31 protein-coding genes and 1 other RNA gene are annotated in these 17,753 nt (G+C 49.1%); 12 read left to right on the top strand and 20 right to left on the bottom strand.

What is annotated here, in order from left to right:
- The first annotated feature begins 25 nt into the window (after positions 1-25).
- From smpB to OQJ98_00555, 6 genes are all read left to right on the top strand, one after another.
- The gene (gene smpB / locus OQJ98_00530) at positions 26-472 is read left to right on the top strand and encodes an SsrA-binding protein SmpB (GenBank protein ID MCW9054455.1); all 447 of its coding nucleotides are present in this window, start codon (positions 26-28) and stop codon (positions 470-472) included.
- A 55-nt stretch (positions 473-527) separates the two neighbouring features.
- Positions 528-940, top strand: a transfer-messenger RNA (tmRNA) gene (ssrA, locus tag OQJ98_00535).
- Positions 941-1,062: 122 nt separating this feature from the next.
- A complete protein-coding gene (locus OQJ98_00540) occupies positions 1,063-1,317 on the top strand; it encodes a hypothetical protein (GenBank protein MCW9054456.1) in 255 nt (84 codons plus the stop codon).
- A gap of 411 nt (positions 1,318-1,728) precedes the next feature.
- Positions 1,729-1,854 carry a hypothetical protein gene (locus OQJ98_00545; protein MCW9054457.1) on the top strand — a complete coding sequence of 42 codons (126 nt, stop codon included), beginning with the start codon at positions 1,729-1,731 and terminating at the stop codon, positions 1,852-1,854.
- 119 nt (positions 1,855-1,973) lie between these two features.
- On the top strand, positions 1,974-2,123 hold the full coding sequence (locus tag OQJ98_00550; GenBank protein ID MCW9054458.1) for a hypothetical protein: 150 nt from the start codon (positions 1,974-1,976) through the stop codon (positions 2,121-2,123).
- Positions 2,124-2,217: 94 nt separating this feature from the next.
- The gene (locus tag OQJ98_00555) at positions 2,218-2,724 is read left to right on the top strand and encodes a YbjN domain-containing protein (GenBank protein ID MCW9054459.1); all 507 of its coding nucleotides are present in this window, start codon (positions 2,218-2,220) and stop codon (positions 2,722-2,724) included.
- Positions 2,725-2,778: 54 nt separating this feature from the next.
- Here the strand turns inward: OQJ98_00555 and OQJ98_00560 are convergent, their stop codons facing one another.
- On the bottom strand, positions 2,779-3,087 hold the full coding sequence (locus tag OQJ98_00560; protein ID MCW9054460.1) for a rhodanese-like domain-containing protein: 309 nt from the start codon (positions 3,085-3,087) through the stop codon (positions 2,779-2,781).
- Positions 3,088-3,255: 168 nt separating this feature from the next.
- On the opposite strand from OQJ98_00560, the gene OQJ98_00565 reads away from it, so the two are divergent.
- From OQJ98_00565 to OQJ98_00585, 5 genes are all read left to right on the top strand, one after another.
- Complete coding sequence (locus OQJ98_00565) at positions 3,256-4,326, top strand: AI-2E family transporter (protein ID MCW9054461.1); 1,071 nt, start codon at positions 3,256-3,258, stop codon at positions 4,324-4,326.
- 38 nt (positions 4,327-4,364) lie between these two features.
- Positions 4,365-4,913, top strand: coding sequence for a translation initiation factor IF-3 (infC, locus tag OQJ98_00570; GenBank protein MCW9054462.1), 549 nt, complete (start codon positions 4,365-4,367; stop codon positions 4,911-4,913).
- A 5-nt stretch (positions 4,914-4,918) separates the two neighbouring features.
- Positions 4,919-5,104: a 50S ribosomal protein L35 gene (locus OQJ98_00575; protein ID MCW9054463.1), complete on the top strand. Its 186-nt coding sequence runs from the start codon at positions 4,919-4,921 to the stop codon at positions 5,102-5,104.
- 31 nt (positions 5,105-5,135) lie between these two features.
- Positions 5,136-5,483 (top strand): 50S ribosomal protein L20, encoded by a 348-nt coding sequence (gene rplT / locus OQJ98_00580; GenBank protein ID MCW9054464.1) that lies wholly within the window; start codon positions 5,136-5,138, stop codon positions 5,481-5,483.
- A 140-nt stretch (positions 5,484-5,623) separates the two neighbouring features.
- Entirely contained in the window at positions 5,624-6,043 is a 420-nt protein-coding gene (locus OQJ98_00585) for a hypothetical protein (GenBank protein ID MCW9054465.1), read from the top strand.
- Positions 6,044-6,088: 45 nt separating this feature from the next.
- On the opposite strand, the gene OQJ98_00590 is transcribed toward OQJ98_00585, so the two are convergent.
- The 3 genes from OQJ98_00590 to OQJ98_00600 all read right to left on the bottom strand — a co-directional run bounded on the left by OQJ98_00590 (position 6,089) and on the right by OQJ98_00600 (position 8,834).
- On the bottom strand, positions 6,089-7,474 hold the full coding sequence (locus OQJ98_00590) for an MBL fold metallo-hydrolase (GenBank protein MCW9054466.1): 1,386 nt from the start codon (positions 7,472-7,474) through the stop codon (positions 6,089-6,091).
- Positions 7,461-7,880 carry a hypothetical protein gene (locus tag OQJ98_00595; GenBank protein MCW9054467.1) on the bottom strand — a complete coding sequence of 140 codons (420 nt, stop codon included), beginning with the start codon at positions 7,878-7,880 and terminating at the stop codon, positions 7,461-7,463. The genes OQJ98_00590 and OQJ98_00595 overlap by 14 nt, the downstream gene beginning before the upstream one ends.
- Positions 7,881-8,228: 348 nt before the next feature.
- Positions 8,229-8,834: a nucleoside-diphosphate kinase gene (locus tag OQJ98_00600; protein MCW9054468.1), complete on the bottom strand. Its 606-nt coding sequence runs from the start codon at positions 8,832-8,834 to the stop codon at positions 8,229-8,231.
- 116 nt (positions 8,835-8,950) lie between these two features.
- On the opposite strand from OQJ98_00600, the gene OQJ98_00605 reads away from it, so the two are divergent.
- Positions 8,951-9,091: a hypothetical protein gene (locus tag OQJ98_00605; GenBank protein MCW9054469.1), complete on the top strand. Its 141-nt coding sequence runs from the start codon at positions 8,951-8,953 to the stop codon at positions 9,089-9,091.
- An 85-nt stretch (positions 9,092-9,176) separates the two neighbouring features.
- On the opposite strand, the gene map is transcribed toward OQJ98_00605, so the two are convergent.
- The 16 genes from map to rpsC form a co-directional block, all read right to left on the bottom strand.
- Entirely contained in the window at positions 9,177-9,941 is a 765-nt protein-coding gene (gene map / locus OQJ98_00610; GenBank protein MCW9054470.1) for a type I methionyl aminopeptidase, read from the bottom strand.
- A gap of 49 nt (positions 9,942-9,990) precedes the next feature.
- On the bottom strand, positions 9,991-10,587 hold the full coding sequence (locus OQJ98_00615) for a nucleoside monophosphate kinase (protein ID MCW9054471.1): 597 nt from the start codon (positions 10,585-10,587) through the stop codon (positions 9,991-9,993).
- A 215-nt stretch (positions 10,588-10,802) separates the two neighbouring features.
- Entirely contained in the window at positions 10,803-12,077 is a 1,275-nt protein-coding gene (secY, locus tag OQJ98_00620) for a preprotein translocase subunit SecY (protein ID MCW9054472.1), read from the bottom strand.
- A gap of 4 nt (positions 12,078-12,081) precedes the next feature.
- A complete protein-coding gene (rplO, locus tag OQJ98_00625; GenBank protein MCW9054473.1) occupies positions 12,082-12,585 on the bottom strand; it encodes a 50S ribosomal protein L15 in 504 nt (167 codons plus the stop codon).
- On the bottom strand, positions 12,542-13,099 hold the full coding sequence (locus OQJ98_00630; GenBank protein MCW9054474.1) for a 30S ribosomal protein S5: 558 nt from the start codon (positions 13,097-13,099) through the stop codon (positions 12,542-12,544). The genes rplO and OQJ98_00630 overlap by 44 nt, the downstream gene beginning before the upstream one ends.
- Before the next feature lie 18 nt (positions 13,100-13,117).
- Positions 13,118-13,462: a 50S ribosomal protein L18 gene (rplR, locus tag OQJ98_00635; GenBank protein MCW9054475.1), complete on the bottom strand. Its 345-nt coding sequence runs from the start codon at positions 13,460-13,462 to the stop codon at positions 13,118-13,120.
- Positions 13,463-13,483: 21 nt separating this feature from the next.
- Positions 13,484-14,020, bottom strand: coding sequence for a 50S ribosomal protein L6 (rplF, locus tag OQJ98_00640; protein ID MCW9054476.1), 537 nt, complete (start codon positions 14,018-14,020; stop codon positions 13,484-13,486).
- A gap of 10 nt (positions 14,021-14,030) precedes the next feature.
- Positions 14,031-14,426, bottom strand: coding sequence for a 30S ribosomal protein S8 (rpsH, locus tag OQJ98_00645; GenBank protein ID MCW9054477.1), 396 nt, complete (start codon positions 14,424-14,426; stop codon positions 14,031-14,033).
- A complete protein-coding gene (locus OQJ98_00650; GenBank protein ID MCW9054478.1) occupies positions 14,420-14,605 on the bottom strand; it encodes a type Z 30S ribosomal protein S14 in 186 nt (61 codons plus the stop codon). The genes rpsH and OQJ98_00650 overlap by 7 nt, the downstream gene beginning before the upstream one ends.
- 305 nt (positions 14,606-14,910) lie before the next feature.
- Positions 14,911-15,453 (bottom strand): 50S ribosomal protein L5, encoded by a 543-nt coding sequence (rplE, locus tag OQJ98_00655; GenBank protein MCW9054479.1) that lies wholly within the window; start codon positions 15,451-15,453, stop codon positions 14,911-14,913.
- A gap of 5 nt (positions 15,454-15,458) precedes the next feature.
- Positions 15,459-15,767: a 50S ribosomal protein L24 gene (rplX, locus tag OQJ98_00660; GenBank protein ID MCW9054480.1), complete on the bottom strand. Its 309-nt coding sequence runs from the start codon at positions 15,765-15,767 to the stop codon at positions 15,459-15,461.
- Between the two features lie 10 nt (positions 15,768-15,777).
- A complete protein-coding gene (gene rplN, locus OQJ98_00665) occupies positions 15,778-16,149 on the bottom strand; it encodes a 50S ribosomal protein L14 (protein ID MCW9054481.1) in 372 nt (123 codons plus the stop codon).
- A 23-nt stretch (positions 16,150-16,172) separates the two neighbouring features.
- Positions 16,173-16,457, bottom strand: a complete 285-nt coding sequence (gene rpsQ, locus OQJ98_00670; protein MCW9054482.1) for a 30S ribosomal protein S17 — start codon at positions 16,455-16,457, stop codon at positions 16,173-16,175.
- 17 nt (positions 16,458-16,474) lie between these two features.
- A complete protein-coding gene (gene rpmC / locus OQJ98_00675; protein ID MCW9054483.1) occupies positions 16,475-16,654 on the bottom strand; it encodes a 50S ribosomal protein L29 in 180 nt (59 codons plus the stop codon).
- A gap of 4 nt (positions 16,655-16,658) precedes the next feature.
- A complete protein-coding gene (gene rplP / locus OQJ98_00680) occupies positions 16,659-17,081 on the bottom strand; it encodes a 50S ribosomal protein L16 (protein ID MCW9054484.1) in 423 nt (140 codons plus the stop codon).
- Positions 17,082-17,087: 6 nt separating this feature from the next.
- Positions 17,088-17,753, bottom strand: coding sequence for a 30S ribosomal protein S3 (gene rpsC, locus OQJ98_00685; protein MCW9054485.1), 666 nt, complete (start codon positions 17,751-17,753; stop codon positions 17,088-17,090).

The raw sequence follows: 17,753 nt of genomic DNA on the forward strand, positions 1-17,753 counted from the left end.
TGAGGTAAGATGAACAGGAAGAAGTATGGCAGATCTGATTAGGAACAAAAAAGCAACGTTCAACTTCGAAATCCTCGAAACTTTCGAAGCAGGGATCGAGCTTCTTGGGTTTGAAGTCAAATCGCTCCGCAAAAAACAAGGCTCACTTGAGGGTGCGCACGTCCTTGTGCGCGGCGGAGAGGTATTCTTAGTGGGGGCGACCATTCCGCCCTTTCAGCCGGCAAACACACCGGTAGATTATGATCCTGAGCGCTCTCGCCGTTTGCTCCTCTCAAAAAAAGAAATCAGTGAATTGGCAGACGTTGAGGCGCAGAAAGGGTTGACAATAGTGCCCATTTCGGTGTATAGTAAAGCACGAAAGCTCAAGCTCAAGGTTGCAATCGCGCGCGGAAAGAAGAAATACGACAAGCGCGAAGTGATAAAGAAGCGAGAGAGCAAGCGAGCAATCGAGAGAACCTTGAAACAACAATAATAGATTGTTTCGGTCCTTCCCCGCCTTTGATCTGGCTCCGGCGAGATCAAAGGCGGGGGATGATCGGCTTCGACAATGAAGATATCTTATCTATGTGCAAGGGAGCAGACCAGAACTGCTTAAAAAGCTGGAACACAATACGTGCAAAGAAATCTGCACTTGGAATGCTTTCACCTTTCCAGATGAAAAACTTCCAGTTCGCTTACGCACAAGCCTAAGCGACCATCAGTACGTTTGACGTCCGATATGACGACACTGGTGTAACCCCAATCGGTCTAGGGTGCGCGATTGCCTCGACGCACATCTGAAACTAAGAGACTCGACGTGATGTGATTTTGTTTGTTTCAAACACACCACGTTCAAACAGATCCTGATCTTGTATCTGGGTCAAAAAGACAAACTAGCCCTCTGTAGAATCATTTATGAGACCTTTCTTGGACGCGGATTCGATTTCCGCCATCTCCACATTTATACCAATATGGACCAAAACAGACCGCTTTGTACCAATATGTACAGGTGGTTTTTTGGTACTCTTGACACACTCCGTGTATATAAGTACATTTTGATCAGTAAAAATAGGGAGTAAGAAAATGTCTGTTCTGCTACTTTTGCTGGGGTACGCATGCCTCGGTTACGTTGCCTATCAACTCACCAAAGAACTCTTTGCCATCTACCCCTACGGGGTCAAAAAAGATGGCGACAAGTTCTGGTGGTCCAAGTGGCTTCCAGGGCTCGGGTTCACTCTTTGCCTTATGGCCGCAGGTGAACCGTTCTATACGCTCATACCTGGCATACTAATCATGACCAGCAGCTACTTCTTCATCCCGAAGAAGAAGGTCACCTAACAAGTCCCGAAGGAGTCCCACTCCTCTCGGGGCTTCTTCATTTTTAATTACACCGATATATACCACTCTGTACCACTTCGTACCAAATTGGTAATTAAAGTTTTCCAGTGGTCCCGATGAACTCCATACTATTAAAAATACCTTGCTAAAACGGGGTGTTTTTGCTTCACCAGAGAACAGTCTTCGTAATGGATCCCTACATCAAAACTCGAGGTACTAGGTCGAGCACCTAGAGCGAGGAGTTTATGACGGAATTGGTAGAGCCATCAGACGACGTCGAGACAATCTGGGGTGCGCAAGGTGGTACTCACCCTGTCTCTTCTGGGCCGCACGGGTGTTACTTGACAAAATATATAGATATGCTATACTGTTATTAGTAAAGATCAATTCCAGACACAAAGGACACGGGTCATGAAATTCGATTCGAAAGCCGCCATGCGAAGCTTCCAGGCGCAACGCGTCTCCAACCGAGATATGCTCGCTGGTCTCGCCGTCATCATGTTCGCAGTCTTCCTCGCCGCGCAATACATCCAGTAATTTCGCCGGCGCATAGCCCCACAAAAAGCCCCATGCTTTAAGTGGGGCTTTTCTTTTTCCTTTACGTACCTGCCTGAATACTCTATCTTTCTTGATAGGCACACTGAAGGAGATCTTCCATGAAAACACCTTTACAGAGAGCAGAGAAACTTCTCGCCAAGAGTAAGCGTGCGATCGGCGCCGCATGGCGTATCATCGAAGAAGCAAAGCTTGCACTCAAAAAATCTGACAGAGGTAAACGGACCATCGAGAATAAACCCGCGCAGTAAACCTGTGCGGGTCTTTATTTTCATACTTTACAAAGTATTTGAAAGTCGTATGCTGAAGAGCAGAAAACGTTGAATAGAAGAAAGGAGAGAGGTGATGACCATAGAAGCCCAAGAAACCTCCGTCCACCCAAACGTAGGACAAGTACTCGATGTCATTGAGGATGTTGTCTCTGTTATGGAATGGTCTCACGAACGACGGGGAGATGAACTCTCGACTCAAGTACCAGGAAGGTGGTGCGACTACGCTGTCCAATTCACATGGATTGGTCAAATGGAGTTCCTTGCCTTCTTTTGCGTGCTCGATATGCGCATCGAACCCAATCGAATGAAAGAAGCGTATGAGCTTGTCGGTATATCAAACGACAAGACATTACTCGGGTCTTTTACGATCTCGGCTGAAGATCGACTTCCACTCTTTCGGATCGTCGTTCCGATGCGAGGACAGAAAAGAGTGAGTCCTGAGCAAATCAAGGATATGCTCAATGAAACACTGGCCGAATGTGAGCGATTCTACCCAGCATTCCAATTCGTCATCTGGGGTGGCAAGAACCCACAAGAAGCGATCCGTGATGCCATGATTGAAGTTGAAGGCACCGCATAATCTCCTTGCAATAAGTACCCGCCCGGCTGCGCCGGGCGGTTCCTTTTTTATAAGCTACTGACGCTCCACTTTGCCACCGGCCTCTACCCAATCGTGAAGGCCGCCGATATTACTCACACTACTAAACCCTGCTGCTTCAAGAAGCTGACATGCCATACCTGCCCTGCCGCCGCTACGACAATATACGTATATATCGGTGTCCTTTGAACACTCCGGCAGTACGCCGCCGTTTAGGCGAGCAAGGTCGAGATGCAATGAACCGTCTGCATATCCGTCACTGAGACGCTCATCACCCGTGCGAACATCAATCAACACTGCTTCTCCAGAATCAAGCCCCTTTTGAATCTTTCGTATATCAAACATATTTGAGATCTTTTTTACTCGACCAGTATAACAAACACAAGAACACCAAGCCAACAAGGTGGCCTGGTGTTGTCCTGTGATGACGAAAGTGTCCGATGTCTCATAATTATCCGTCTTCTCTGTGTACACTTCTTTATAAAAAGCAGGGACCTTGCTACTATATAGATAATGACACGAAACACGCTCACTCGATTCTCAACAGTACAGAACACGCTCTTCTTCGGTTTACTCGCTCTAGGTACCGGTGCATTTATCTGGCTGATTAACGATTTTATTATGCCCGTCTTCTGGGCGATTGTACTCGCGATTGTCTTTTATCCGCTACAGCACCGGTGGGCGGTCTTTGTACGGAACCGTACGGTCGCCTCACTGCTCACCATCTCTTCAGTGATCCTTGTTATCTTTGTTCCTCTTTGGATTATTGGCGGGCTCGTAGTCGAAGAATCAATCAGCACCTATGACCGTTTTGCAACCGGTAGTTTTGAAGCGTCTCGATCAAGTATTGTGAATCAAGCGCTTGAGCAGTTGAACAAGATTGATGGCGTTTACCTTGATGAGGAAGGTGTCAAAGAGAAACTCTCGTCGTTTGTTCAGGTGGTAAGCGCGTGGTTCGCGCGCGAAGCATTTGAACTTGGGCAAGCGACCTTTGGTGTGATGGTAAGCTTCTTGCTTATGCTCTACCTGCTCTTCTTTATGCTCCGTGATGGACCGAGAATTGGTCGCGCAATCGAGCACACACTCCCGCTTGGCAATGAACGAGAGGAGGCTCTCTTCACTAACTTTGCGCGAATCACACGCTCCATCTTCAAAGGGACACTCGCGATTGCACTCATCCAAGGTGCTATCGGTGGTGCGCTCTTCTGGATTGCCGGCATTGATGGCGCGCTTCTCTGGGGTGTGGTGATGACACTCCTCTCAATCATCCCGGCGATCGGTCCGAGTATTGTCTGGCTACCAGCTGGTGTCATCCTACTGCTCTCAGGCTTTATGTGGCAAGGAGCGGTTGTCCTTGTTGGTGGTGTTGTTATCATTAGTCTTGTCGATAATATACTACGCCCACTCCTCGTAGGCAGAGACGTGAAGATTCCTGATGCAATCATTCTCCTCTCCACAATTGGTGGTCTTTCTGTCTTTGGAATTACCGGTATTATTATTGGTCCGGTCATTGCCGGGTTCTTCCTCTCCCTATGGAAGATCTTTGAGGTCGATTACCGAAAAGACCTTGAAACACAAGGCTAATGTGTGTTATACTGCGGTACCTTTAAACATAGGTCAATTTGAGTAAACAGGTACGAATAAACCAAGGAATTCGAGCAAAAGAGCTCAGAGTGGTTGGCGCCGATGGCGCTAATTTAGGTGTTTTGTCGCTCAAAGAGGCTATTTTGAAGGCCGAGGAGGCAGGACTCGACCTTATTGAGATCTCGCCGAACGCCAAGCCGCCAGTTGCAAAAATAACGGACTATGGTAAATTCCAGTACGAGCTAAAGAAAAAGCAGCGCGAGATGAAAGCAAAGTCTCACGTCACTGAGACCAAATCTGCGCAGGTGAAGGTTGGTACCGGTGAGAACGACATGAATCTCAAGGCACGCCGTATCTCAAAGTGGCTCTCTGAGGGCCACCGAGTGAAGATTGATCTGTTTTTGTGGGGACGCTATAAGTACATGGACTTTAATTTCCTCAAGGAACGCCTCGAGCGATTCCTCAACCTTATCACCGAAGAATACAAGGTTGCCGATGAGATCAAGAAGAGTCCCAAAGGACTCACTGTAGTGATTGAACGCGGTAAAATTGTTAAAAAAGATACCGCGGAGACTTTGGAGAAATAAATATCATGAAAACAAACAAATCGTATTCAAAGAGATTGAAGGTAACGAAGACCGGCAAGACCATTGGGCGTAAGCCGGGTCAGAACCATTTCAATGCAAAAGCGACAGGTGAACAGCGCAGAAAGAAACGCAACGGTGTTGTAGTTAAACTTGCCGCAAAGGTACGCAACCGTTTTCTACCACACGCATAATTCTTTATTCATCATCCCTAATTCATAACATATGGCACGAGTAAAAGGAGGAACAACTACACTAAAGCGACGTCGAGAGACTCTTGGGATGACCAAGGGCTACCGTCTTGGACGCTCAACAAAGAAAAAGCAAGCGTACGAGGCAATCGCACATGCAGGTAACCACGCATTTGCCCACCGAAAAGACAAGAAGGGAGACTTCCGTCGGCTCTGGACTGTGCGCATCAATGCCGCAGTGCGTGCGCTCGGTAATCTTTCATACAGCAGATTTATCGACACACTAAAGAAGAAGGAAGTCGGACTCGACCGGAAAGTGCTTGCAGAGATCGCCAAAGATCGACCGGAGAGCTTTGCGCGCATCGTTGAGCAGGTAAAATAAGGCTGAGTCACTGGTCAACGGCCATCAGTCATCAGAAAAACCGCGGCGCTTTGCGCCGCGGTTTTGTATACTTGCGTCCCCTGCCACTTCCTTGTATGGTATCCACAGACATCACACAAGGTTAAGGAAAGGAACGTGCCATGCTCGGATTCCCCTGTGCCCATTGTGGCAATATCGAATTTTTACATCAAACCCATCAAGTTTCAGATGCTGGGTTCTATGACGGACTCACACCCCTTCATGTACCCATCGACGAAGAAAAATTTTGGTGGGGCCCTTTTGAGGAGCGGAAGTACCAGGAGGCTAAACGCAAACCTGGGTATCAGCACGATCTTCTCACCTGCCCAGGCTTTGAGCACAGAAAGCAAGATCTGGGGATGGAGATGGTCAGGCGCGCGATCGAGGAAAACTTGCCAGGCCCTCACCTACTTCCGCTACCGAAGCAACTTATCGAAAAAGTCCGTGAGGGTATTCAAGAGAAACGCCCAAATCTATTCGGAGGAGGTCTTACTCGTGTCTACTTCAATCGTGGAGCATCGTTCGTCGCCATCGGCGAATGAGCCGAAACCGCCGCACTCAAGGGTGCGGCGGTTTTTCTTTATATTCTAAAAGAGCTCAACGCGACTTCCCTTTTCAGGGACGGTGGCATTCACGCCAAGTTCATCACGCAAACGCTGTGTGAGAAAGAGTGACGCCTTTGGCTCCCCCATCACGACAAATGCCTGCTTGAGTGTGTCTTTTGCGTCAGCAACAAAGTCGATGAGGTGGTCGGAGTCTTTGTGCGCAGAAAAACCGTCGATAGCGCGCACCTCGGCACGCACAAAAACTTTATCACCGTAGATCGTTACCTCCTTTGCCCCCTCTCTGAGTCGTCTACCAAGCGTCCCGGCACCCTGGTAGCCAATGAAGAGTAGCGTGTTCTTCGAGTCAGAGAGAATGTGCTTCTCATGCTCGAGTACACGCCCCCCAACCGACATCCCCGAACCGGCAATGATGATCTTCGGACCCGGCGTCTTCATAATGACTCTTGACTCGGGGACAGTGCGTGTCTTCTTAAAAAGTGGAAACTGGAAGATGTTGTCTCCTTCTCTAATTTCCTTTCTTACCTCATCTTTAAAATCATCGGAATAACGGGTATATATATCCGTCGCGCGTATCGCAAGCGGCGAATCAAGAAACACAGGGATTTCAGGTACAACCCCATCCTCAATAAGATTATTGAGAAAATAGAGAAGGACCTGCGTCCGATCAAGCGAGAATGCAGGAATGAGCAATGTTCCTTTCCGAGAGATCGTATCCTTAATAGCTTCTACAAGGAGCCCCTCCCGATCATCTTTCCCTTCGTGATTACGGTCACCATAGACACTCTCCATCACCAAGTGTGTTGCTCCTTTAATACTCTCTGTGTCCGGAAGAAGTGGTGATGGGGAGTTGCCAAGATCTCCAGTAAAGACTATCTTCTTTCCGTCGTAAGCAAATTCAAGTATTGCTGAGCCAAGGATGTGCCCGGCATCCTTTAGGGTTACGGAGAAACCTTGCGGAAACGATTGTTCTTCGTGATACCTGATTGTTTCCCACTGATTGAGCGCACGGTCGATGTCTTCTCTCTCATACATAATCGGCTTACCTCGCTCACGCGCCTCATGCGCAAGAATCGTAAGCGCATCTTCGAACATCACCCTTGCCAAGTCGCGCGTTGCCGGTGTTGAGTATATCTTCCCACGGAAGCCGTCGCGCACAAGCTTAGGGATACGCCCAATATGGTCCGCGTGTGCGTGCGTCACAAAGAGTATGTCGATTGATGCCGGATCATACGGAAACGGGTCGTAGTTGCAATCGTGACAGTACTGCTCGCCTTGCACGAACCCACAGTCAACGAGAATCCGCGCGTCCTCAAACTCAAAGAGAAAGTTTGCCCCGGTCACGCCACCGGCGCCGCCGTAAAACGTGATCGCTGCTTTATTCACTTCTGTATCTTTATTTTGTTCCATATTTTGTTCCATTTTGGTTACTACCATATATGGTAGTAAAAAATATTACCGCGAAAATCGTACCGAGTGCATCCATAGCAAGATCGGTGGTGGTGTCGAGTACATAATTGTTCTCAATCGGGATCCCCGCAAGCACTTCAAACACCTCCCACCCGACCCCAACAATAACAATCGCCCCTCCGGCAACAAGGAGCGTCTTGGTCAGACTACGTGCGACGCAGATGTAACCAGACTCAAAGAAAAGCCAGAGCGATGCGAGCCCAACAAGAAGCCCGCCAAGGAAATGCATCATGGTATCAAACCACGAGTACGTCCAGTAGAGATAGAACTCAATTGCCGACGCATGGAGCACCGCGATCATCACAAGTAGCATGAACCAGAGTATGAAGAGTGGATGTTTGTGCATAGAGTAAGTATAAAGTTGAAAGTCAAAAGTTGAAAGTGATACTGTATTGATCTCTTGGTGTCTGTATTCAAGAGAAGAACAAAAACAAAAAACCGCACGAGGCGGTTTTTTGTTAAGGGGGATGAAAGTACTTACCCAGTGTTGTACACGTGGGTGCCCTCAGCGATGTGCCGTGTCATGCACATACTTAATGCATTTTAAGCTCCCTGGATAAGTAACTAAGTGGATAATACTTTCTTCTCCCCTGTCTATATTGTACTCTCCTCGTGCGAAGGTGCAAATGTGCACAAAAATAAACGCCAGGCACAGCCTGGCGTTTATTTTTGGCTTATGTAAGCCTTCCAGGGACTACTCTAAAATCCCATCAATATTAACGTCGTAGAGGATCTCGTCTGAAATGAGGCGGTAGCTGATAAGCTCACCCTCCACAAACCAGTGCTTGATCTCATTCTCTGCCTCCTCAGCTGAGCCTGATGCATGCACAATGTTACGCACCGCACGCCCATCGCCGTCTGCCATGCGGTATGAATCGAGGACGTAGTCACCGCGAATGGTCCCAACGTCTGACGAGAGTGGTTCCGTCGAGCCAACAATCTTGCGTACCAACTCTGCTGCGTGCGCTCCCTGGAGCACCATGAGCACGACCGGCCCTGAGGTCATGTACTTCTTGAGGTTCTCAAGTATCTTCGCAGTGACTTCAAGCGGGTCTTCTGAAGGTGGAGTGAGCCCTTTCTTCTTGTATGACTCGATAGCTTTCTCGCCGGTAACTGTGCGCCACGATGGATCAAGAGTATAGTGCGCCTCTACTTGACCTGCCTCAGGAACAGCCATCTTAAGCGCCACCATTTTGAGTCCGACACGTTCAAAACGTGAAATAACTTCTCCAATGAGTGAGCGCTGTACGCCATCCGGTTTGATAATAACGAGTGTTCTCTCTTTGCTGTGTTTTGACATAAGAACAAGTATAAAGTCAAAAGTTTAAAGTTGAAAGTGGAAAACGGATTATTCTATGGTATAGTTTTTACAGAATCATCGTAGCAATTCTGCTTTGAGAACTAATGGAGGACGTCATGAAAAAACTCTGTTGGAAACCCATCATCATCCACAAACCGTCGGGTGGCGACATCACCGGAGGTGGTGGCGGATTCATCGGCGGGGGCTCCGCAGACATCGGTCAAGAACGGACCAGTCTCGAAGAAAAGGGCATCTGAAGACTCCCTGCACAACGCACAAGCCGCGCTCTCTGAGCGCGGCTTTCACTTTTGCAGATATACAGACACCCCATGTCCGTATATTTTAGACTTCCGTGAGTATTTCCGGGCCGTCTTTGGTGATGATGATGCAGTGCTCAAAGTGCGCACTACGCGAACCATCGGCGGTACGTACCGTGTAATCGTCATCTTCAAAGATAACATCGGCGCCACCCATGTTAAGCATTGGCTCAATGGCAATCACCAGACCCTCTTTAAGCTCCTCTCCCTCGCCCGCTTTGCCGTAGTTTGGAACCTGCGGCCCTTCGTGAACACTCTTCCCAATACCATGCCCGCAAAGCTCGCGGACAATGCCGTAGCCGTAGGGGCGCACGAACTCCTGTATTGCGTGCCCGATGTCGCCCGTCGTATTCCCGACACGTGCCGCGTCAATCCCTACGTAGAGCGCTTCGCGGGTCACTCGGAGGAGCTCCTGTGTCTCTTTATCGATATTACCAACAGGTACCGTGATACCACTGTCGGATGCGTAGCCGTCATGAATAAGCCCGGTATCAAGTCCGACGATGTCGCCGTCTTGAAGCACAGTGTTCCGCTCGGTTGGAATGCCATGCACCACTGTGTCATTAACTGCGACACAGAGCGTTGCCGGGAACGGTCGGGACACACCGTGCGGCTTATAGTCGAGAAATGCGGGCGTATCGCCATGCTCGCGAATCATCTCTTCCGCCATATCGTTGAGCTCACGCACAGTCATGCCCGGTCTTACAGCCTTTGCAAGTGTTTGGAGCACGGTCGCCAGACGGCGACCCGATTCGCGAAGTTTCTCTTTATCTTGTTCGTTAGCGATCATTTTCCAGGTGTTAGGGATTAGGTTCTAGATTATTAGATTGTATTAAAAGTTAGTCGATATTGAGTGCGGCACGGATGTCTCTCTGCACATCTTCGACCGACTGATCGCCATTGATATCATGGACATAATACCCATCCTTTTCGCGGAGATACTCAATCGACGGGAGTACTTCTGTACTATACCAAGTGAGACGTTTGGAAACGTACTCGTCGTCAAGGTCGTCTTTTCTTCCGCGATTCCGTAAACGGTCACGGCAAATATCTTCAGGGACATCGAGAATAATCGCGTGCATCTGTGGCGCACCGAAGAATTCGAGTGCTTCTTCAAGCATCTTAAATTCCGGCAGGAGGCGCACCCCATCGAGCATGAGGAATTCTTTCCCTGTATAGTTCGCAATAAGAAAACTCGAAAGAAGCCAAATTGGAATAAAAGATGGCAAGAGATTCCCCTCATTGATGATACCTGCCGCACGCTGTGCTATTGCACCCGGATGCTCTTTTATGAATGAGCGAATTTCTTCACCACCGTCAAAAGAGAGCATTGGTGTCTGTGGGTACGAAGTCTCAATATGCGCTTTGAGCACATCTGCCTGAGTACCCTTGCCAGCTCCTGAGGGTCCAAAGAAGATAATTGTTTTGGGTTGCATGAAATCAGTATACGGGTAATGGCTAAAAGTTGAAAGTGGATGCGACAGAATCCACTAGGATCGCCAAAATCGAATGAAGAACGAAGAGGCTAAACCTGCTCGCTTAAAACACGAAAAAGCAGATACATGTAAACCGTCAAAATCGGATAAAGTACGGGAGGCAAGAAAAAGATTTCTTTCCGTAACCGACGAAGTAATTTGCCGATTTTGACGGTTTAATACTCGCGCATAGAGATCTGCGCATCAACCTTCTTCACTAGATCAATCACCACTGATACTGCAATAAGAAGCGCGGTACCACCGATTGCGAGCGCAGTGATGCCGGTGATTGCTTGCATACCAAGTGGTAATACCGCAATACCGCCAAGGAAGAGGGCCCCAACGAGTGTGAGGCGAGTGAGGATCTTCGCGAGATACTCCGAGGTCATGCGACCCGGACGGACACCAGGAATGAATGCGCCGCTCTTCTGGAGATTCTTTGAAGTCTGATCCGGATCAAAGGTAACTGCGGTGTAAAAGTAAGTAAAGAGAAACACAAGAAGGAAGTAGATACCTGCGTAGATTGCCTGATTTGAGAGGCCATTCACAATCGCGGCTGAAACAGGACTCACATACGCGATACCAAGATTTGAGAGAAAACTGAAAACCATCTGCGGGAAGAGCAGAAACGAAAGTGCGAAGATGATTGGGATCACACCAGCTTGATTGACTCGGAGTGGGAGGTAAGTCGACATGCCGCCGTATACCTTCATGCCGCGCACACGACGCGCGTAGGTAATTGGGATAGGGCGCTCCGCTTCAGTAACTACCACAACCCCCGCTGTGATAAAGATGCCCACGAGGACGAATCCGAGGTAAAGTGGCAACTGAGAGATGTCAAACGCAAAGATAAGTTGACTGACGGTTGTCGGGAGACTTGCGACGATACCCGCAAAGATAATGAGCGAGACACCGTTTCCGATACCGAACTCAGTGATAAGCTCACCGATCCACATCAGAAGGATCGAGCCAGCCGCAATGACCGCGACATTGGTGAGAGTGGTAAAGAAATCTGTGTCGGTGATGATACCTTGACGCTGAAGCAAAATATAAAAACTGAACGCTTGAACGAGCGCAAGCGGAAGAGTGAGTAGGCGTGAATACTGCTGGAATCGCTTTCGCCCCGCTTCCCCTTCTTCTTGGTATAGCGCCTTGAGCTTCGGCGACATGATAGTGAGGAGTTGCATGATGATCGAGGCGGTAATGTACGGACCGACACCAAGCATTACGATCGAGAGGTTTGCAAGCCCACCTCCTGAGAAGATATTGAGGAGACCAAGGAACTGGTTGTTTGTGAAGAAGTTCTGAAGCTGTACCAGGTCAATACCGGGGATAGGAATAGCGGCAAGGAGACGGAACACTACCAACGCAAACACAATGAACAGCAAACGATTACGAAGTGTGCTGTCCTTGATTACGAGAGAAAATTTACTGAAAAGTGTTCCGAACATATTTTTATGCAATCGATCCTCCCGCCTTCTCAATCGCCACCTTCGCAGCCTCGGAGAAAAGACACTTAGAAACTGATACCTTCTTGCTGATCTCACCCTTTGCGAGAATCTTTACTACAGGGAGTCGTCCACCCGCCTGGGTAATCACACCATGTGTGTGAAGTGTCTCCGGTGTCACCTGCTCACCACTCTTATAGAGCGCGTTAATGGTGCTGAGGTTTACCGGTGTTGGTTTAACCACGCTGCTGTTGACGGTGCGCCCTCGGTTCTTGCCGTGCCCACGGAGTTTGGGGAGCTTCTTGATGATGTCGCGCATCTCTGGTCGAAGAGAGTGCCCTGCACGCGCGGTCTGTCCCTTCATACCACGCCCCGATGTTTTACCACGGAGCCCCCCACGACCGACACGCTTTTTGGTCTGTCGCTTTGTCTTTGGTTGTAGTTCGTTAAGCTGCATGATGGTTGGATTATGCCTGAAGATCTTGTAATGCCTTAATTGCTGCTTGAGCATTATTAAGCTTGTTCTTGCTTCGCGAGAAAATCTTCGCCGTCACATCTTTGATCCCGGCGAGTTCAAGTACAGTACGCACTGAACTTCCCGCCACCAAACCACGCCCGGGAGACGGGATGATCTGAATCTGTGATGCGCCATACTTGGCGGACACATCATGAGGGATACTCATCTCTTTGGTGGTACGCACGGTGATCATGTTTCGCTTTGCCTGGCGCGTCGCCTTCTCGATCGCAAGCGCAGTGTCACTTGCTTTTCCGACACCAACACCCACACGCCCTTTTTTGTCGCCAAGCACCATGGTAACCGAGAAGCTGAAGCGGCGACCTCCAGCAACAACACGGACTACTCGACGAATTGACACGATCTTCTGTATGAACTCGGAACGTGCGCGATCTGCTCGACGGACGATCCTGCGCGGATTCTTCTTAAAGGTATTCTTCGCAGGATTTACATCAACGCCGGATGTCGCCTGGGTATCGTTTTTTTCTATTGTTGCGGTTTCTTTTGTCATATCGATTACTACTCTCTATTAAAACTCAAGACCTCCGGCACGGGCACTATCCGCAAACGTTTTAATGCTTCCCGCATAAAGAAACCCACCGCGGTCAAATACAACGCTGGTGATACCCTTTTTCTTTGCCTCCTCTGCGACCCTCATACCTGCAGCCTCAGCGCGCTCACGAGGTGTGCCTTTGCTCCCCGCGGAAGAAACAGACACAAGCGTGTTCCCCGCGCTATCGTCAATAATCTGCGCAGTGATGCGAGTATTTGAGCGAAACACCGCAAGTCGTGGACGCGCACTGGTTCCTGACACCTTCGCACGGATGCGTGAGTGTCTGCGAGCGCGTTGTTCTTTTTTTGTTTTGCCAATCATAGCTATCTTTTTAGATCAGGATTACCCGACAGTCTTCTTACCTTGTTTTCGTCGTACGACTTCACCTTCATAGCGGATACCCTTGCCTTTGTATGGCTCCGGCTTCTTTACCGCACGGATCTCAGCTGCAAATTTACCGACTTTCTCTTTGTCGGAACCTGAGACACTGATTGTATTCTTTTCAACCACTACGGTGAGTCCTTCAGGAACCTCAAGAATAACCGGGTGTGAGAAACCAACAATAAGCTCGAGGTTCTTGCCGGAAAGAGAGACACGATACCCGACTCCTTCAAGGATAAGTTTCTTCTCAAATGGCTGATTCACTCCGGCGACCATGTTCTTAATATGTGATGCAAAAGTACCCCAGAGCGCAGTCGCTGCTTTTGAATCATTTACCGGTGAGACAACCACTTCACCCTCCTTAACAGCAACCGAGACCGCCTTGTGTAGAGGGCGCGAGAGCTCACCGAGTGGTCCTTTTACTGAGACGACACCATCAACAATCTTGACTTCGGTCTTCTCAGGAATGATGACGGGCTGTTTTCCAATACGTGACATATGTAAATTTCTACCAGATCTTAAAGAGTGCTTCTCCACCAACACGCTCTTTGCGCGCTTCTTCGTCAGTAAGCACTCCTTTCGGGGTTGAGATGATAAGCGACCCTTTTCCGTATTTCACCGGATTAATCTCATTTGCTCCAACATACAAACGACGGCCAGGGCGTGATACGCGCTTGATGCCGTGAAGTGCGGACTTGCCGGCTTTGTCGTAACGAAGCCCAACCTCGAGCACTTTCTGTGCACTCTTACCTTTCGCTTCCACTGATGTAAGGTAGCCTTTTTGCTTGAGCACATCGGCAATCGCCTGGCGGAACTTTGAGTATGGCGCAGAGACCACATCTTTCCCAACGGCAGACGCGTTTTTAATTCGTATGATGAAATCTCCTACTGGGTCTCCTACCATGATGCTTTCTTAATACCGGGGATATTCCCTTCGTTTGCGAGTTCGCGGAAGCAAACCCGACAGAGGTCGAAGTCGCGCATGTAGCCGTGTGCGCGGCCACATCGAAAACATCGCCGTACTACGCGGGATTTGAACTTCGGTGTCTTCTCTGATCGTGCGATTACTGATTTCTTTGCCATATTTAGATATAGTCGCAAGCGATAGCGCGCTTACTAGATCTTACACCCCGTGAAATGCATCACTTTGGTGATGCACCCGCGCCCTGCGGTGCGGGATTTCACTGGGGTTCGGTGATTCTATACTCCGACCCCGATGAAATCTTCCGCCTTAGGGCGGAAGCGTGTCGCTTCGCGACACATCTCACGGGGTTAGTTCAGCATTGTCGTCCCGACTGAGATGTCGCGACTCGGTGCTTCACTAAAAAAGCGTTCTGTGACGCTCGGCCTATAGTATCAGGCTGACCGTCCAAAGTCAATTCTACCCTTTAACTCTCCTCTTTTTGAAGTGGGAAGCCGAGATTCTCAAGGAGTGCCGCTGCTTCTTCCTTCGTGCGGGCGGTGGTGGTGATCGTCACCGCGAACCCAAAGACATCGCGAAGCTCCTCGTCCGGTGTCTCGGGGAAGATTGTGTGCTCCTTGATGCCGATGGTGATGTTGCCCATCTCATCGAGCGCTGAGCGTTTGATGCCACGGAAGTCGCGGGTGCGCGGAAGCGCGATGTGAATAAGCTTATCCAGAAAATCGTTCATGCGCGCACCACGGAGTGTTACCTGGTATCCGACAATGTCTCCCTCGCGAAGTTTGAAGGTTGCGATAGATTTCTTCGCCGGTCGCGCTGAAGGCTTCTGTCCTGTGATCTTCATGAGACGATCTTGGATCACCTGGACCTTATTCTTATCTTTGAGTGACCCGGTACCAACTGAGACGACCACTTTCTGAATACGCGGCGATTGGAACACGTTTGTATATCCAAAACGCTCCTTGATTTCTGAAAAGATGTTCTTTTGTCTTTCTTTTGTTACTGACATACTATTTATTCAAGTGTGGTATTACTCTTTTTCGCGACACGCGTATACTTGCCGTCTACTTTTTTGATTCCGATACGGGTTGGTGTTCCACTTTTCGGGTCAAGCACCATAACATTCGATACATGGACCGGGAGCGTCTTGTCGATGATTTGTCCTTGCTGGCGCTGCGCCGTTGGACGCTGGTGACGCTTTTTCACGTTTACCCCCTCAACGACCACTTTGTCCTCTCGTGGGAGCGCACGAAGCACCTTACCGGTCTTTCCCCGGTCCTTTCCTGCGATTACTTGTACTTTGTCTCCTTTCTTTATCTTCATATTGATTTCACTAAACAATTTCTGGTGCGAGCGAGACGATCTTCTGGTATCCAGCCTCGCTAATCTCTCGTGGGATCGGACCGAAGATACGTCCTGCTTTTGGTTCTTTCTTCTCCTTCTCTACAATAACCACCGCGTTCTCGTCGAACCGGATGTACGAACCGTCTTTGCGTCGAAATGGCTGTTTCTGGCGGACCACAATACCACGCACAACGTCTTTCTTCTTCACTTGCTTGCGCGGCTCAGCACTCTTTACTGAGAGTACCACAAGGTCACCAATGCGCGCATAGCGTCGCTTCGATCCGCCAAGCACCTTGAATACCACGCCTATTTTTGCGCCCGAGTTGTCAGTTATCTTTACTTTTGTTTGCGGTTGAATCATGGATTTAAAATTAAGAAGAAAGATTATGAATCAGACTTAGTCTCGCCATTAAGGACGACAAATGACTTATTCTTTGAATACGGGCGTGTCTCTTGTATGGAAACTCTCTCACCGATCTGCTTTGTGTTGCCTGTATCGTGCGCCATGTACTTCTTTGATCGCTTGATAAACTTCTTATACTTCGGATGTTTGGTGTAACGCGACACCTGAACCACCACCGTATCTTTCATTTTGTTGGACACGACCACACCACTGAAAACTCTCTTTTCGGTTGTCTTCTCGGTCTGATTTGTTTGTTTCGATTCCATGATGATATCGTGTTTATTTACCCTCGGCTCTTAAGCTCGGTAAGGATGCGTGCGACCTCTTTGCGGGTGTTTCGTCCCTCTTTGACGTTACGTGTCTTGCTTCCTGAGATACCAAAACGAAAGGCGCGCAAAGATTCACGCTTCTCGTTAAGCGTCTTTATCAAGTCCTTGTCTGTTTTTTTCTTAATCTCCGTCATATTATTATCCTTCTCGAGTTGCCACCTTGCTCTTAAGCGGGAGCTTTGCGCCAGCCTTGCGGAGCGCTTCACGAGCGACAACATCGCTTACTCCGTCAATCTCGAAGACAATACGCCCCGGACGGACTTCAGCAACATATCCTTGCGGATCTCCTTTACCTTTACCCATACCCACTTCGGCAGCTTTTCGTGTAAACGGTCGATCAGGGAAGATGCGGATCCATGTCTTGCCAGTCTTGCCGAGTGAACGGCTAATCACGCGACGCGCTGCCTCAATCTGATTTGAAGTCACTCGCGCGCCAGTGGTTGCCTTAAGCCCGTGTGAGCCAAAAGAGACTCTTGTTCCGCGTGCTGCCGCGTGCACCTTATCTTTGTTGGTGCGTCCGGTCTGCCACTTTCTGAATTTTACTTTCTTCGGAAATAGCATACGTGTTTACTTATCATTCTCAAACACCTCACCACGGTAGATCCACACTTTGATGCCGATAACCCCATACGGAAGATACGCCTTTTCGCGCGCAAAATCAATATCCGCACGAAATGTCTGAAGTGGCACACGTCCTTTTTTCACCTCCTCGCGGCGCGACATCTCTGCACCACCAAGGCGTCCTGATACCGCGATGCGCACCCCTTTAACGTCACGGTTTGCCATGACCTTCTCTGCGGTCTGCTTAAGGACGCGACGAAACGGCATGCGCTTCTCAAGACCTTCCGCAATCATCTGCGAAACGATTGCCGCATCGGACTCAGGTGTGCGAACCTCTTCAATACTAAGGTTGATCTCAGGAAGTTCCTCGACACCGGTCTTTCGTACCACTTTCTCGATCTCGCTTTTAATCTTGGTGCTGCCTTCACCACTGCGACCAATAACAATACCTGGGCGAGAGGTCTTGATGATGACCTTAAGCACATTCTGATTGCGCTCAATCTCAACACCGCTTACATACATGCCGCGAAGTCGCTTTATCAAAAAGTCGCGGATGGTGGTATCGATCTTAACACCCTCACGGTATGCACGCGGGTTTGTTGAGAACCATCGTGATTTCCAATCACGAAGGATGCCGAGGCGGTGTGCGTATGGATGTACAGTGTGTGTCAT

The organism is Candidatus Paceibacterota bacterium (assembly GCA_026195275.1).
GTDB lineage: Bacteria > Patescibacteriota > Minisyncoccia > Phycocordibacterales > JABMNX01 > JABMNX01.